Genomic DNA, 16,088 nt, shown 5'->3' on the forward strand with positions numbered 1-16,088 from the left:
GATAAGGTTTTCCTATGTTAGCGCCCTTATCTATGCTTGCACCGCAGCATGGCAAGCTTTAAACAAATGCGCTGTATCTCCATTTGCCCTTTACGATCTTTTTGGTCAAGTAGATTGCGGCAATTAGGCAGACTGTAAACATTGTAACGCCCGGGTTTATTTATGGCACGTATTGTTAAGAAATTTGGTGGCACATCGGTTGGTGATATTGACCGTATTCGTAATGTGGCAAAACGAGTGGCCAAAGCAGTGGAAGAGGGGCATGAAGTTGCAGTTGTTGTTTCTGCAATGGCTGGTACTACAAACCAGCTGGTGCAGTTCTGCCGAGAGGCAGCCCCTATGCATGATGCACGCGAGTATGACACCGTTGTAGCTGCAGGTGAACAGATCACCGCTGGCCTTCTTGCCATATGCCTTCAGGAAATGGGGGTTCCAGCCCGTTCATTTCTTGGGTGGCAGTTACCACTTCACACCAACAATGTGCATGGTGCCGCCCGGATTGAAGAAATTGAAACCGAAGCGCTTGAAACCTGTTTTGAAGGCGGCCGGGTGGCCGTTTGTGCCGGTTTCCAGGGGATTGCTGATGATAACCGTATCGCGACCTTGGGGCGCGGCGGTAGTGATACATCAGCCGTGGCACTTGCAGCTGCCCTTAAAGCGGACCGCTGTGATATTTATACAGATGTAGACGGGGTTTATACGACAGACCCACGTATTGTGCCAAAAGCACGCAAGCTGGAAAAAGTAACATATGAAGAGATGCTTGAAATGGCGTCTCTTGGAGCCAAAGTATTGCAAACACGTTCTGTTGCGCTTGCCATGACCCACGGCGTGCGCACACAGGTGTTGTCTTCTTTTGAAGATAAGCCAGGAACGCTTGTTGTTAGTGAGGATGAAATTGTGGAACAGGAAGTTGTAAGCGGTATTGCCTATTCTAGAGGCGAAGCAAAAGTAACAATCGTTGGCCTTGAGGACCGCCCAGGTCAGGTTTCGCACCTGTTTGCACCGCTCGCAGAAGAAAATCTGAATGTGGATATGATTGTACAGAGTGCCTCCGAGGATGGCGCTTCAACAGACGTTACTTTCACAGTTCCAGAGGATGATCTGAAGCGTACGGTTAAGGTTCTTGAAGATAATAAAGAGACAATGAAGTTCCGCGACCTTGTATATCGCGGCAATGTGTGCAAGGTATCTGTCGTTGGTGTCGGCATGCGTAGCCATGCAGGTGTTGCGGGTACAATGTTTGATACACTCGCCGACAAAGGCATCAATATTCAGGTGATCTCAACATCTGAAATTAAAATTAGTGTAATTATTGACGCTGAATATACGGAGCTTGCTGTACGTGCACTCCATACCGCATACGGTTTGGATAAAGTGGAAGAATAACAGAATAGCATCCTTATAAACAGCCGGGAAGATTTGTATGAGTGATACTGGTGCTGCACGCCTGAATGAACTGTGGAAACGTGGTACAGAGTTTTTAGGTAGCGAATATGCGATCCTTGGTGGCGCGATGACATGGGTGTCAGAGCGTAATCTGGTTTCTGCTATTTCCAACGCTGGTGGCTTTGGTGTTATCGCTTGTGGCGGTATGGATACAGATCTTCTTGCAAAAGAAATTGCTGCAACACGTGAGCTGACAGACAAACCATTCGGTGTGAACCTGATCACACTTCATCCTGATCTGGATAATTTAATTGCGGTATGCCGCGAACAGAATGTGAGCCACGTTGTACTCGCCGGCGGTTTGCCAAGCGGTGGCGCAATTTCAGCTATTAAAGATTTTGGCGCAAAGCTGATGTGTTTTGCACCAACTGCAACACTTGCAAAGAAACTTGTACGTTCTGGTTCTGATGCCATCGTTATTGAAGGTAATGAAGCGGGTGGCCATATTGGGCCTGTTTCTACCAGCGTTCTAGCGCAAGAAATTTTGCCTGTTGTCCAGAATGTGCCTGTGTTTGTGGCAGGTGGTATTGGCCGTGGTGAAGTGATTGCTTCCTACCTTGAAATGGGTGCGTCTGGTGTTCAGCTAGGTACTCGCTTTGTGGTGGCTGAAGAGTGTGTGGCACACGAAAACTTCAAGAAAGCCTTCATTTCTGCCAAAGCCCGTGACGCTGTTGCAAGCGTGCAGATTGATGAAAAATTCCCGGTAATCCCAGTACGTGCCCTTAAGAATGAAGGCACAGAACAGTTTATGGTAACCCAGCGGGAAATCGTGTCGAAGTTCCATTCTGGTGAAATTGCACAGGATGATGGTCAGATGCAGATTGAGCATTATTGGGGTGGTGCACTTCGCCGCGCTGTGGTTGACGGTGATGTGCAAACTGGTTCAGTAATGGCTGGACAAAGTGTTGGCATGGCAAAACGTGTTGAACCGACACAAAATATTATTAATGAGCTTGTAGAACAAGCCCAGAACCACTTAGGTTAAGGCCACCGTTTTAACCTTGAACGTACGTTCGCTTAATTTGAACTTTAGAAAAGGGGGTCTGCTTGACTGACCATGTAAGTCAGCCAAGATTGCTTTTGAGACGTTTGCACAGCGTGATGGCAAGCGGCGGTAAAGCACAAGACAAACTTGATCGAGTTGTTCGGGTGATTGCCCAGAATATGGTGGCAGAGGTATGTTCAATATACCTCTCACGTGCAGGTGGTATCCTTGAGCTTTTCGCAACAGAGGGCCTTAAGGAAGAAGCGGTTCACCAAACACGTCTCCGGGTTGGTGAAGGCCTTGTAGGCCTTGTGGCTGAACGCGGTCTTCCGCTTAATCTATCAGAAGCACCGCAACACCCACGCTTTGTATATCGTGCTGAAACTGGTGAGGATATTTACCACAGCTTCCTTGGTGTGCCGGTATTGCGGGCTGGTAAGGTAACAGGCGTTCTTGTTGTTCAGAATGTAACGCCCCGAAAATACCGTCCAGAGGAAGTAGAAGCCCTGCAAACCATTTCTATGGTGTTGGCGGAGCTGGTAACTTCAGGTGAACTTGTTGACCAAGAAGAATTAGCAGAAGATGCTACCGATATAGGTGAGCCCGTGAGGTTGGACGGCATGGTTATGGCGTCTGGTGTTGGCGCTGGTATTGCCATCTTCCACCAGCCACAGGTGAAAATCACCAAAACGGTTGCTGATGATGTGGATGAAGAACGTGTTCGGCTTGAAGATGCACTTGGCGCTATGCGCTTGCAGCTTGAAGAAATGATCCAGCATCCAGATCTCGCCCATGGCGGTGAACACCGAGAGGTTTTAGAAACCTACCGTATGTTTGCCTATGATCAGGGCTGGCAGGATAAAATGCATGCGGCCGTGCAGTCTGGTCTAACAGCAGAAGCCGCTGTGAATAAAATCCAGCAGGAAAACCGTGCTCGCATGGCAAAAATCCCTGATCCATATATCAGGGAACGGATTGCTGATTTTGATGATCTCGCGACACGATTGATCCGCATTATTCAAGGTGATGAAAGTAACTACCGTACACAGTTAACTGAGGATTCGGTTCTAATCGCCAGGAACGTGGGTCCTGCTGAATTGATGGACTATGACCAGCAGTATCTGAAAGCTATTGTGCTTGAGGAAGGTTCCGTAACTGCGCACGTAACCATCATTGCGCGCGCAATGGGTATTCCCGTTATTGGGCGCGTTTCTGATTTGCTTACGCATGTTCAAACTGGTGAGCATATTATTGTGGATGCCAGCAGTGCCCACGTTTATGTCCGCCCAACCGAAGATGTTATTGAAAGCTACCGTAGTAACCTTGAGATACAGGAACAACTGTTCGCGGAATATGCTGCGGAACGAGAGCTACCTGCTGAAACGCTTGATGGCGAGCGTATTGATCTGTTTATGAATGCTGGCCTGCTTGTTGATTTGCCAAGCCTCGACAATACGGGCGCCTGCGGTATTGGCCTGTTCCGTACTGAATTTCAGTTTATGGTGTCGCCAGCGCTGCCGAAGGTGGATGAGCAAACTAAAATCTATAAAGCGGCACTGGATGCTGCGGGTGATAAGCCCGTAGTTTTCCGCACACTTGATATTGGTGGTGATAAGCAGGTGCCGTTCCTGCCGAGGGATGAAGAAGAAAACCCTGCAATGGGGTGGCGTGCTATCCGCATTGCTCTTGATCGGCCTGCACTACTCAGGTTCCAGCTTAGAGCGCTTCTTTATGCTGCTGCGGGTAAAACGCTGCATGTGATGTTCCCGATGATTGCCGAGGTAGCTGAACTGAGACGTTGTAAGGCGATTTTGAACAAAGAAATTTTACGCCTGAAGAAATTCGATAAGGAGCCGCCAGTTGACGTGAAGGTGGGTTGTATGCTTGAGGTCCCGTCTCTAAGCTGGCAGCTTGATATTCTTCTACAGGAAATCGACTTTCTTTCCATCGGTACCAATGATTTGATGCAGTTCTTCTTTGCATGCGACAGAAGCAGCCCGCGACTTGCTGACCGATACGATCTTTTGGCACCACCTGTGCTTGCTTTCCTTCATATGATTGTTCAGAGTTGTCATGAAGCAAATGTGCCGGTGACGCTTTGTGGCGAAATGGGCGGGCGTCCCATTGATGCTATGGCGCTTATTGCGCTCGGATTGAAGCGGCTTTCAGTATCCCCTACATCAGTAGGTCCCGTAAAGCGAATGATCCGTTCCGTTCATATGGGACAACTTAGAGATTTCATGCTTTCCAACATTAAATCGCCAGAGCATTCGATTCGCGACTCGCTCACTCATTTCGCCAAGGATCATGGTATAAAAGTTTGAAAAAGCGGTTTTTAGCCTAAAAAAACGTTTAAATTCAGCAATTTTCCATAGAATCTTAAATATATTTGACAGTTACGTAGAAATGTATTTCTTCTTTAGCGTGGCTTAAGAAACAACCGTGATTACAACAACTAAGCCACTACCTCAGGCAATCTGACTACGGGGACCTCCGATTGTTTGTGGTTTCGATCAATTCAGGGGAGCTGATCGTAAATTTGTTGGTACCCGGTGCAAAAGCATTGGAACTGTTGGCAAAATAGTCAACAGGGGACGGTTATTATGAACTATGATAATGTATCAGTTTCTGAGTTGTTTAAAAAAGCCCGCGAAGAGCAGGGTTTAGATATTAAAGAGATCGCGTCTGATATCTGTGTGCAGTCGCATTATCTTGAAGCAATTGAAGCTGGCAAATTTGAAAAACTTCCTGAACAAACTTTCGCGTTAGGTTTCGTGAAATCTTATGCGCGTGTTTTAAAGCTTGATATAGATGATGCGGTAAACGCCTATAAAGCTGAAATAGGCGTGGAAGAAATTAAGCCAGTTGTTACTAACCACTCTCCAGCCACTACAAAAACACCTGCTAAAACTGGTTTGCCATCGTGGCTTTCACCGGTAGCCGGGCTCGTCGGTGCAGCTGGTGTTTGGGTGTGGATGAGCGGTGGCATGGTAACACTTTCATATTCTGAAGCCTATGAAACCAGTGTTGAAGAGGCTCAGTTGGCTGCCGTTACTGCACAACTGGAAAAATCTCCGATTGAAAGTGTGGCTGCTGAGGCGAAAGCTGCCAAGTTTGTTGAGCCACCTGCTGATTTGCATGATACCCTTGCGGTTGAAACGCTAACATCATCTGCTACATCCCTTTTCCTTCCTGCTGCCCATGCTGATGAAGCACCAGAAGTTAAAGGTATGAACAAACAAATCCTTCTGGAAGCAGTTGAAGATAGTTGGGTACGTATCGGTAATCCTGATGGCACAGAAGTATGGTCTGGTATCTTGCGACAGGGACAAACCTTTCGCCCGGAAACCGGCGACGTCATGCTTTTATCTACGAGCAATGCTGGTGGTATCAAGCTTTCCGTTCGCGGTGAAACATCTGAATTGCTTGGTTCACGCGGTACTATAGTCAGTGAAATGCGCCTCAATCTTTCTGAATAAATTAAGAATGGCGGAGTCTTTTCGCCATATTTCACTTTAAAATTTGATCAAAAAATACTCAGCGGATGGATTCCTTCCTTCCGCTTGTGGCGTTTCTCCTTTATAAGCCTCATAAACATGGCAGAACTGTAAGGATTAAACGCAATGAGCGTGCGCCCGTGGAGAGATGTAATCAGAAGAAAATCCCGCCAGATTATGGTTGGGAATGTACCTGTTGGTGGCGATGCCCCCATTACAGTACAAACGATGACAAACACTCTAACCTCAGATGCCAACGCAACCCTTAACCAGATCAGGCAAGCTGAAGAAGCAGGTGTGGACATTGTTCGGGTTTCTTGCCCGGATGAAGCGTCAACCGCTGCGATGCCAACGATTTGCCGGGAAGCGAAAGTGCCCGTGGTGGCGGATATCCATTTCCATTATAAACGTGCCTTAGAAGCTGCAGACGCTGGCGCAGCGTGCCTTCGCATTAATCCTGGTAATATCGGTTCCGAAGAACGCGTGAAAGAAGTGGTGCGTGCGGCCAAGGCCAATGGCTGTTCTATGCGTATTGGCGTGAACGCTGGTTCTCTGGAAAAACACTTGCTTGAAAAATATGCGGAGCCATGCCCCGAAGCGCTAGTGGAAAGCGCTTTAGAACATGCCCGTATTCTGGAAGACAATGATTTCTTTGATTTCAAAATCAGCGTGAAAGCATCTGATGTGTTCCTTGCAGTAGCTGCATACCACGGCCTAGCAGATGCATGTGATTACCCACTTCACTTAGGTATTACAGAGGCTGGTGCGCTTCGTGGCGGTACCGTGAAATCATCCATCGGGCTTGGTTCACTTCTTTGGGCCGGCATTGGCGATACTATCCGTGTATCCCTATCCGCTGATCCTGTTGAGGAAGTGAAAGTTGGTTTTGAACTTCTCAAATCTCTCGGCCTAAGGCACCGCGGTGTACAGATTGTATCTTGCCCATCCTGTGCCCGTCAGGCTTTTCCTGTGATTAAAACCGTTGAAGTGCTGGAAGAGCGCCTCAGCCATATTCATACACCAATGAGCCTCTCTATTATTGGCTGTGTGGTAAATGGTCCGGGCGAAGCACGCGAGACAGATATTGGTCTGACAGGTGGCGGTAACGGGAACCATATGGTGTATCTGTCTGGCGTGACAGACCATAAAATCACCGATGATAAACTCGTAGATCATATTGTTGAGCTTGTAGAAGAAAAAGCAGCCCAGATTGATGCGGCAGCTGAAGCCAACTCTTAGCTATTTTTGAAGGAATTTACAGTGTCCAAGCTGCAACCAGCACGGGGTACCCGTGATATTTATGGTGAAGACGCCAGAAACATGACTGCTGTGGTGGATACCTTCCGCCGAGTGGCCGGTACATATGGCTTTGAAGAACTGGCGACACCTATTTTTGAATTTACCGAGGTTTACAAACGCCCTCTTGGTGAAGCGTCTGATATCGTTTCGAAAGAGATGTACACGTTTGAAGATCGCGGCGGTGAAGAAGTAACACTACGCCCTGAATTTACAGCAGGTGTGTGTCGAGCCTTTATCTCAAACGGCATGCAGCAGAAACTGCCGTGCCGTTTGATGAGCCACGGCCCGGCGTTCCGTTATGAACGCCCACAAAAAGGTCGGTACCGCCAATTCCATCAGATCAATGCAGAGCTTCTTGGTCAGGATAGCCCGGAAGCTGATATCGACATGATTGCAATGGCGTGGCGCTTACTGAAAGACCTTGGTCTTGGTGACAAGGTGATGTTGCATCTGAATACACTGGGCGATAAAGAAAGCCGTGCTGATTATCGTGCTGCACTTGTGGCTTATTTCGAAGGTCATAAAGAGAAGCTTTCCGAAGACAGTTTGCGCCGTCTTGAAAGTAATCCGCTCCGTATCCTTGATAGTAAGGACGAGAGCGATAAGGAAGTTGTGGCGAACGCGCCAAAGCTTTCTGAGCATTTGAACGACGCATCAAGCGCTTTCTTTGAAACAGTGAAGAAGGGCCTTGAAGCTGTTGGCGTACCTTATAATCATGATGAACGTCTCGTGCGCGGCATGGATTATTACTGTCACACTGCATTTGAGTTCGTGACCACTGAACTTGGTGCTCAAGGCACTGTTCTTGGTGGTGGCCGTTATGATGGTCTTATCGAGCAACTTGGTGGTCCTGCGGTTGCTGGTGTAGGTTGGGCAGGCGGTATTGAACGCTTGGCAATGCTTTCAGAAGCTGGCGGTGAACCTGCGCGCCCTGTGGTTATCATGCCAATGGGTGAAGCTGGCACCATGAAAGGCCTTGAAGTTGCTGAAACCCTCCGCGGTGAAGGTTTTGTGGTAACGGCTGACCGTTCTGGCAACATGAAAAAACGTATGAACCGGGCTGATAAAGCGAACGCTGCTTTTGCTGTGATCATTGGTGACAATGAAGTAGAGCAAGGTGTGGTAACGCTGAAACGCTTGGACAGTGGTGAGCAGTCTGAAGTGGCATTTGCTGATCTCGCTACTGCCATCAAAACTAATTAAAGGAGCGTTCTGCCGTGATTACTGATGAACGTATTTCTCAGCTTCTGGACCGTTATAGCTACCTTGAGCATTCGCTCGGTACACCAGATGAGTTCTCGAACGAAGAATTTGTAAAGCTGAGCAAAGAATATTCCGACCTTGGCCCAATTGTTGAGGCTGCGAAGGCGCTTCGTGATGGGCGTCAGGAAATGGTTGATCTGGCTGAAATGATGGAATCTGGCGATGATCCTGAAATGAAGGAACTTGCTCAGGAAGAATTCCATGATTTGAAAGAACGTTTGCCAGAAATGGACCGTGAGCTTTCAATCGCGCTACTTCCAAAAGATGCTGCTGATGAACGCTCTGCGATTGTTGAAATTCGTGCAGGTACAGGCGGTGATGAAGCAGCCCTTTTTGCAGGTGATCTTTACCGTATGTATGAAGGTTATGCGGCTTCAAATGGATGGAAGGTGGAAATGATTTCATCTTCTGCATCTGAAGTGGGTGGTTTTAAAGAAGTTGTTGCGAACGTAACAGGCCAGGGCGTGTTTGCACGCTTGAAGTTTGAATCCGGCGTACACCGTGTGCAGCGTGTACCGTCAACGGAATCAGGTGGCCGTATTCATACAAGTGCTGCAACAGTGGCGGTTCTTCCGGAAGCGGAAGAGGTTGACCTTGATATCAAACAGGAAGATTTCCGTATTGATACCATGCGGGCATCGGGCTCTGGTGGTCAGCACGTAAACACCACCGATTCTGCGGTGCGTATTACCCACATTCCAACGGGTATTATGGTTGTGCAAAGCGAGAAATCACAGCACAAAAACCGCGACAAAGCCATGAAGATTATGATGGCACGTCTTTATGAGGTCGAGCGTGAAAAGCTGCACGCTGAGCGTTCTGAAGACCGTAAATCACAAGTTGGTTCCGGGGACCGTTCTGAACGTATCCGCACCTACAATTTCCCGCAGGGCCGTGTGACAGATCACCGTATTGGTCTGACACTCCATAAGTTGGACCAAGTTCTGGCGGGCGATGGTCTTTCTGAAGTGGTGGAAGCACTTATTTCTGAAGATCAGGCGGAACGTCTGTCAGCTATGGAAAACGGTTTCTAATGACTGCTTCCTATACGCCGCTTGCCCTTGTAAAGCAGGCGGCGAATGTTCTCACAAATAGTGAAACGGCACGCCTTGATGCCGAATATCTCATGGCCGATGTGCTGCAGTGTAAGCGCATGGAGCTACCACTAAAGGCTATAGAGCTTACCGTTGTTGAGGCGACAAAATTTGCTGGCTATCTTGAGCGCAGAAAAACCGGGGAACCGATAGCGCATATTCTCGGTACTCAGGAATTCTGGAGTCTGGAGTTTAAAGTAACACCAGCCACGCTTATCCCGCGGCCAGATACGGAAACTCTTGTAGAGGTAACCCTTAAGCATCTTTCTGCTCAAAGTAAGGGCACTATTCTGGATATGGGTACAGGAAGTGGCTGTATTCTTTTAAGTTTACTTTCTGAGTTCCCAGCATATCAAGGAATTGGGGTTGACCGATCACCAGATGCTTTAGCCGTTGCATCAGAAAATGCTCAAAACCTGGGGTTCTCTGAACGAACTACTTTTTTGGAAAGTGATTGGTTTTCAAATGTTGAAACGCCTGTTGGCGGCTTTACAGCGATCGTTTCCAATCCTCCTTATATCCCGAGTGCGGATATTGATGGCTTGATGCAGGATGTACGTGATTTTGAACCGCTTTCTGCTCTTGATGGCGGTGAAGATGGTCTCAATCCATATCCCATTATTGCTGAAGGTGCTTTTGAGCGTTTGAGGTCTGGTGGTTTATTAGCTGTGGAGCTAGGTATTCATCAGGCAGAGAGTGTTGCAGATATTTTTCGTGGTGTGGGTTTTGTGGAAATTGAGGTTACGAATGATCTTGCAGGTATCGGGCGCGTAGTATCAGGGAAAAAAGTCTAGATTCTGGAATTTCTTTCTTGGAAAGCCAGAAAAGAGACGCTAATGTATAAATGTCTTCGAGGAAACCAGCTCGTTAACAGGTTCCGAAGACATACTCCGAACATTATCGAATTTCGATCTCGGAAACGGGCAGGTGAATTCTGCCATGAAATAAATTCAGACACTGTTGGTATTTAATCCATATGAAACAGGCACAGAACCCGCGTAATAAATCGCGCGGACGTCCAGCCCCTCGTAAAGGCGGCGGAAGAAGTAATAATAGTAGTAACCAGGGTAATCGTTCTGATAACCGCCCTCGTGGTAACCCTAAGCAGCTGCTTGAAAAATATAAAACTCAGGCGCGTGATGCTTTGCAATCAGGTGATCGCATTGAGGCTGAAAAGTGGTTCCAGTATGCAGATCACTATCAGCGTGTGTTGAATGACATGCAAGCGAACCGTGCTGAACGCGATGAAGAACGTGGTCGTCGTGGTCGTGGTCGCCGTAACCGGCATGATGAAGCAGAAACAGCTGAAGTATCTGAAGAAGCGACAGGTGAAGAAACAGTGACTGAAGAAGCGGCGGTTGATCCTGCTGAATCAGAACAACCTGTTGAAGTTCATCCTGAACTTGATTTAGCTGCCGAAACTGCCGTTGCTGAAGAAAAGCCAAAAGGCCGTACGCGCAAGCCTAGAGCCGAAGGCGATGAAACATCTGAACCTAAGCGCCGTGGTCGTAAACCACGTGAAACTACTGAGGGTGAAGCACCAAAGCGGCGTGGCCGCAAGCCAAAGGCTGTAAAAGAAGCAGAAGAAGCTGTCTCAGCGCCTGAAGGTGATGAAGCAGCATAAGCTTCTGTAAATTGCTAACGTTCAAGAAAACGGCTGCCCTTATGGGTGGCCGTTTCTCGTTTAAAGGATAAAGAAGCCAGCAATGAAATAGAGAATGAAAGCACCACCACCGGCCATAAGGGCGTAAGGAAGCTGCGTTTCTACATGATCAAGCACATCACAGCCTGATGCCACCGAAGATAATACTGTTGTGTCGGAAATCGGGGAACAGTGATCACCAAAGACAGCACCGCCGAGAATAGCTGATAGTACAAAGGCGGGATCGAGCCCTAGCTGCTGGATAATCGGCACACCAATTGGAATAAAGAGTGCCATGGTGCCGTATGATGTGCCCGTACTGAAGGATACAAAAGAGGCTGTCAGGAAAATAATGGGTACAACAGTGATAATTGGAAGGTTTTTACCAACGATACCTGCAATAAAATCACCCGTACCGAGTACTTTGAGACTGGCGCCAAAAGCCAAAGCAAGTACAAGGATGATTAGAAGGTTTACAAGCTTCTGCATGCCATCATTAGCAATTTTAATCATACCGCTGTGAGTAAATCGGCCAGTTCGGTACATCAAGATATACGCTACACTTGTTGCCAAAATCGTGGCGTAAAGAATTGCTCTCGAGCCGTCCCCGTTTGAGATATTGCCGTTACCTGTCATATAGAGAATTGAGAATATACCGCCAACCATTACAAGGAGCGGGATAATCATATGGCTAGCTTTGCCTTCAGGAATACCTTCTTCCTGACCTACTTGCTCTGCAGCCTTTGCCTCATATTTTTTCAATGGACCATGGGTTTTATCGCTGAGGACGGTATAGAGCGCAATGATGAGTGCGAGCCACGGATAGAAGTTGAAGGCGATACTTCCGATCACAGCGCTTAGTGGATCATCCAGGCCACTGGTGGTAAGTGTTCCAATAACGTAAGCGCCCCATCCGTTCACAACAATAAACAGGATAGAAACAGGCGCGCAGGTTACATCTACTAAATATGCAAGACGTTCACGGCTCATGCCGAATTTATCGAACAAACCCCGCGATAGAAGTCCGGTTGTGAGCATGCTGAGGCTGGTTTCCATAAAGAGCGCAACACCAACGAACATGGTTATAAGGCCCGTGCGTTTCTTGGATTTTGCGTAACCCTTTTCCACAAGCATTTTTACAAGCGCTGCAACACCGCCTGAATGCCTCAAGAAAGCGATCAAGGCACCAATAAGAATGGTGAACATAAACAGCCGGATATTGCTCGCGCTGCCAAAAGTGCTAACGATCCGTTCAATGGTTTCTGGTGCGCCGGCAATGGGAAGAAAATCGCCATCTTTGATAAGAATGAGGGTTTCTGAAATGAAGAGGCCAGATAGCAATCCCAGGATGATATCCTTCTTCCAAAGCACGATCGCGATGGTTAGTATCTGAGGTAAAATTGTTAGCCAATCCATGATGACACTCTTTCAAATTTAGTCTGAATTGGCTTCTACCTTTTAGTTTGTTGGAAATAAAGTTCTAATTCACACAATATTTTGTGATTTTGTGGAATTAAATTCCCAATTTTTATCTGGATAACTCAACTCTATCTTTAGGGTGGGCTTTGAGGTTTAAATAATCAAAACACGAATGAGCGAGCAAAGAGTACAGAGGCCTGTTTTATGACCAAGATTACACTACGAACAGCGGAAGAGAGCGATTATCCTTTTATTACAAGTCTTTCCCCAATATTGGCTCAAGAGGCTAGATTTGGCTGGCATAAGGCAGAAACTATTCAGAAGTTTCAGGACGAGTATATTGAGGAAATGCTGGATGAGGCTGAAGAGCCTCATATTACTCTGATAGCGGATAGGGTAGGGATACCCCTTGGGTTTGTGCATGCTAGAGAAACCAGTGATGAGCTTTCAGGCGAAAAACGCTGCACCGTACCACTTTTAGCGGTGAAAGAAGATGCCCAGGGATCGGGCGCAGGTAAAGCTTTGATGAAAGCGGTTGAGGTTTGGGCACAAAAGCAAGGTTACCGGTTGGTGCATCTTGAGGTGTTTTCGACAAATAAGCAGGCGCAAGGTTTCTATCGAGGAGCCGGGTATCAGGAAGAGACCATCCATATGATTAAAGCCTTGGACTAGTGGTATTATTCTCTGATGGCAGACTTGTAGCTTAATAGTTCTATACCCACATAGATATTAGAACGTGCCCAGCTGGGGCGTTCTGCGTAATATAAATTCCAATCGCTTCAAAAGGAGGGTTGGCACAATCATGGGGTTGATAACACATGAATATTGAAAGATTTACCGATAGAAGCCGTGGTTTTATCCAAAGCGCGCAAGGCATTGCTGTGCGGGAAAGCCACCAACGCTTCACTCCAGAACATATTTTAAAGGCTCTCCTGGATGATAAGGAAGGTTTGGCTGCGAACCTTATTCGCGCAGCGGGTGGTAAGCCTGAACAAGCGCTTGAAGGTGTAAATGCTGCCATTGATAAGCTGCCTAAAGTGGAAGGCTCTGGTGCTGGCCAGCTGCACCTTGAACCACTTACTGCACAGGTTTTTACCAAGGCTGAAGAAATTGCTGATAAAGCCGGGGATAAGTTTGTAACTGCGGAACGTCTTCTGCTCTCGCTTATCCTGACAGCGAAAACTGAAGCTGGCAAAATTCTTATGCAGGCTGGCGCAACGGCAGACAAAGTGAACAAGGCGATTAACGAAGTGCGCAAAGGCCGCACCGCTGATAGTGCATCGGCGGAAGATGCGTATGATGCGCTCAACCGTTTCGCGCAAGATCTGACAGAACGCGCAAGAGAAGGTAAGCTTGACCCTGTAATCGGACGTGATGAAGAAATACGCCGCACTGTTCAGGTACTTTCGCGCCGTACGAAGAATAATCCAGTCCTTATTGGTGAACCCGGTGTGGGTAAAACTGCTATCGCTGAAGGCTTGGCGCTTCGTATAGCTAATGGCGATGTACCAGATAGCCTGCGTGACAAGCGTATTATGTCTCTTGATATGGGTGCGTTGATAGCTGGTGCCAAATACCGTGGTGAATTCGAGGAACGCCTAAAGGGCGTGTTGCAGGAAGTAGCCCACGGTGAAGGAGATGTAATCCTTTTCATTGATGAAATGCACACACTTGTAGGTGCTGGTAAAACTGATGGTGCTATGGATGCATCCAATTTGCTGAAGCCAGCGCTCGCGCGTGGTGAACTCCACTGTATTGGTGCAACAACGCTGAATGAATACCGCAAATACGTGGAAAAAGACGCTGCACTTGAAAGGCGTTTCCAGCCTGTTGTTGTGCAGGAACCAAATGTGGAAGATGCCATTTCTATCCTGCGTGGTTTGAAGGAAAAGTATGAACTTCACCATGGGGTGCGCATTACTGATGCAGCGATTGTAGCATCTGCGACGCTTTCAAATCGTTATATAACAGAGCGTTTCCTGCCTGATAAAGCTATCGACTTGATGGATGAGGCAGCGAGCCGCCTGCGTATGGAAACTGAATCCAAGCCTGAAGAAATTGATGAGCTTGATCGCCGTATAATCCAGCTAAAGATTGAGCGGGAAGCGCTTAAGAAAGAAAAAGACGAAGGATCAAAAGCACGGCTTGAGGACCTTGAAAAAGAACTAGCTGATCTCGAGCAGGAATCTGCAACGCTAACTGCTCGCTGGCGGCTTGAGAAAGATAAGATTGCTGGCGGTAAGTTAGTGCAGGAAGAACTGGACCGTGCGCGGATTGAACTCGAGCAAGCACAGCGTACTGGTGATTTTGCCAAAGCCGGGCAGCTTCAGCATGGGGTTATACCTGATCTTGAGCGCAGGCTTCAATCTTCTGATGATAAGGCAGAGAATAGTTTGCTGCGTGAAGAAGTGACGGATGCTGATATCGCTTCTGTGGTTTCTCGGTGGACCGGAATCCCTGTGGATAAAATGTTGGAAGGCGAACGTGAGAAGCTTCTGAATATGGAGAGCGTTCTAGGTGAGCGTGTGATCGGGCAATCTGAAGCCATTGAAGCTGTATCTGCATCTGTACGCCGTGCGCGTGCCGGCATTCAGGACCCGAACCGTCCACTTGGTAGCTTTTTATTCCTTGGCCCAACGGGCGTTGGTAAAACGGAACTTACCAAAGCATTGGCATCCTTCCTGTTTAATGATGATAGCGCCATGGTACGGATCGATATGTCCGAATTTATGGAGAAGCATTCTGTTGCTCGGCTTATTGGGGCTCCTCCAGGCTATGTTGGTTATGATGAAGGTGGTGTGCTTACTGAAAGTGTGAGACGCAGACCGTATCAGGTAATCCTTTTTGATGAGGTGGAGAAAGCGCACCCTGACGTGTTCAATATCCTCCTGCAAGTGCTGGATGATGGTCGTCTCACAGACGGGCAGGGCCGTACGGTTGATTTCAGTAACAGCCTGATCATTCTAACATCAAACCTTGGATCTCATCTGATTGCTGATTTGCCTGATGGCGCGGTGGTCGAAGATGTAAGGCCAAAGGTGATGGAAGTGGTGAAGGGCGCATTCAGGCCTGAGTTCCTGAACCGACTTGATGAAATCACGCTATTCCACAGGTTGGACCGCAGCCATATGGGCGGTATTGTGGATATTCAGTTGGAGCGTTTGAAGAAGCTGCTTTCTGACCGAAAAATCATACTTGAGCTTACAGATGCCGCACGTAACTGGCTTGGTGATGCCGGGTATGACCCCGTTTATGGCGCCCGGCCCCTTAAGCGGACTATTCAAAAGCACGTGCAGGATAATCTTGCGGAGATGATTTTGAAGGGAGAGGTTACATCTGGTGATACGGTCACTGTTGATGCGAGTGACGAAGGTATCAAGTTGTCCATCTAGTAATGAAAGTTTCTTAAAAAGAAAGGCTGGGGAATTTCCCCAGCCTTT

General features: G+C 47.7%; 12 protein-coding genes. 11 read left to right on the forward strand and 1 reads right to left on the reverse strand.

Features of this window, described 5'->3' with window-relative positions; translation table 11 throughout:
- The first annotated feature begins 162 nt into the window (after window positions 1–162).
- From MF542_RS16915 to MF542_RS16955, 9 genes are all read left to right on the forward strand, one after another.
- Window positions 163–1,389: an aspartate kinase gene (locus MF542_RS16915; protein WP_247021655.1), complete on the forward strand. Its 1,227-nt coding sequence runs from the start codon at window positions 163–165 to the stop codon at window positions 1,387–1,389.
- Between the two features lie 37 nt (window positions 1,390–1,426).
- A complete protein-coding gene (locus tag MF542_RS16920; RefSeq protein WP_247021657.1) occupies window positions 1,427–2,434 on the forward strand; it encodes an NAD(P)H-dependent flavin oxidoreductase in 1,008 nt (335 codons plus the stop codon).
- 62 nt (window positions 2,435–2,496) lie between these two features.
- On the forward strand, window positions 2,497–4,758 hold the full coding sequence (gene ptsP, locus MF542_RS16925) for a phosphoenolpyruvate--protein phosphotransferase (RefSeq protein ID WP_247021659.1): 2,262 nt from the start codon (window positions 2,497–2,499) through the stop codon (window positions 4,756–4,758).
- A 279-nt stretch (window positions 4,759–5,037) separates the two neighbouring features.
- A complete protein-coding gene (locus tag MF542_RS16930; RefSeq protein ID WP_247021661.1) occupies window positions 5,038–5,913 on the forward strand; it encodes a helix-turn-helix domain-containing protein in 876 nt (291 codons plus the stop codon).
- Window positions 5,914–6,057: 144 nt separating this feature from the next.
- Entirely contained in the window at window positions 6,058–7,170 is a 1,113-nt protein-coding gene (ispG, locus tag MF542_RS16935) for a flavodoxin-dependent (E)-4-hydroxy-3-methylbut-2-enyl-diphosphate synthase (protein ID WP_247021663.1), read from the forward strand.
- A 21-nt stretch (window positions 7,171–7,191) separates the two neighbouring features.
- The gene (gene hisS / locus MF542_RS16940; RefSeq protein WP_247021665.1) at window positions 7,192–8,433 is read left to right on the forward strand and encodes a histidine--tRNA ligase; all 1,242 of its coding nucleotides are present in this window, start codon (window positions 7,192–7,194) and stop codon (window positions 8,431–8,433) included.
- 14 nt (window positions 8,434–8,447) lie between these two features.
- Complete coding sequence (gene prfA / locus MF542_RS16945) at window positions 8,448–9,527, forward strand: peptide chain release factor 1 (protein ID WP_247021667.1); 1,080 nt, start codon at window positions 8,448–8,450, stop codon at window positions 9,525–9,527.
- Entirely contained in the window at window positions 9,527–10,381 is an 855-nt protein-coding gene (gene prmC, locus MF542_RS16950; protein ID WP_247021669.1) for a peptide chain release factor N(5)-glutamine methyltransferase, read from the forward strand. The genes prfA and prmC overlap by 1 nt, the downstream gene beginning before the upstream one ends.
- Window positions 10,382–10,563: 182 nt before the next feature.
- Window positions 10,564–11,211, forward strand: a complete 648-nt coding sequence (locus tag MF542_RS16955) for a DUF4167 domain-containing protein (RefSeq protein WP_247021671.1) — start codon at window positions 10,564–10,566, stop codon at window positions 11,209–11,211.
- A 60-nt stretch (window positions 11,212–11,271) separates the two neighbouring features.
- Here the strand turns inward: MF542_RS16955 and MF542_RS16960 are convergent, their stop codons facing one another.
- A complete protein-coding gene (locus MF542_RS16960) occupies window positions 11,272–12,645 on the reverse strand; it encodes a Na+/H+ antiporter NhaC family protein (RefSeq protein WP_247021673.1) in 1,374 nt (457 codons plus the stop codon).
- Between the two features lie 207 nt (window positions 12,646–12,852).
- Here MF542_RS16960 and MF542_RS16965 point away from each other — a divergent pair, with 207 nt between their 5' ends.
- The gene (locus MF542_RS16965; protein WP_247021675.1) at window positions 12,853–13,320 is read left to right on the forward strand and encodes a GNAT family N-acetyltransferase; all 468 of its coding nucleotides are present in this window, start codon (window positions 12,853–12,855) and stop codon (window positions 13,318–13,320) included.
- 146 nt (window positions 13,321–13,466) lie between these two features.
- Window positions 13,467–16,040: an ATP-dependent chaperone ClpB gene (gene clpB / locus MF542_RS16970; protein ID WP_247021677.1), complete on the forward strand. Its 2,574-nt coding sequence runs from the start codon at window positions 13,467–13,469 to the stop codon at window positions 16,038–16,040.
- Window positions 16,041–16,088 lie beyond the last annotated feature (48 nt).

The sequence above is a fragment of the Kordiimonas laminariae genome (genome assembly GCF_023008165.1).
Lineage (GTDB): Bacteria > Pseudomonadota > Alphaproteobacteria > Sphingomonadales > Kordiimonadaceae > Kordiimonas > Kordiimonas laminariae.

Excerpts from the sequence above, each read along its gene's own strand:
- MF542_RS16930 (WP_247021661.1), top strand. The coding sequence starts at position 5,038 with ATGAACTATGATAATGTATCAGTTTCTGAGTTGTTTAAAAAAGCCCGC.
- MF542_RS16920 (WP_247021657.1), top strand. The coding sequence starts at position 1,427 with ATGAGTGATACTGGTGCTGCACGCCTGAATGAACTGTGGAAACGTGGT.
- MF542_RS16965 (WP_247021675.1), top strand. The coding sequence starts at position 12,853 with ATGACCAAGATTACACTACGAACAGCGGAAGAGAGCGATTATCCTTTT.
- MF542_RS16960 (WP_247021673.1), bottom strand. The coding sequence starts at position 12,645 with ATGGATTGGCTAACAATTTTACCTCAGATACTAACCATCGCGATCGTG.
- prmC (WP_247021669.1), top strand. The coding sequence starts at position 9,527 with ATGACTGCTTCCTATACGCCGCTTGCCCTTGTAAAGCAGGCGGCGAAT.
- ispG (WP_247021663.1), top strand. The coding sequence starts at position 6,058 with ATGAGCGTGCGCCCGTGGAGAGATGTAATCAGAAGAAAATCCCGCCAG.
- clpB (WP_247021677.1), top strand. The coding sequence starts at position 13,467 with ATGAATATTGAAAGATTTACCGATAGAAGCCGTGGTTTTATCCAAAGC.
- MF542_RS16915 (WP_247021655.1), top strand. The coding sequence starts at position 163 with ATGGCACGTATTGTTAAGAAATTTGGTGGCACATCGGTTGGTGATATT.
- MF542_RS16955 (WP_247021671.1), top strand. The coding sequence starts at position 10,564 with ATGAAACAGGCACAGAACCCGCGTAATAAATCGCGCGGACGTCCAGCC.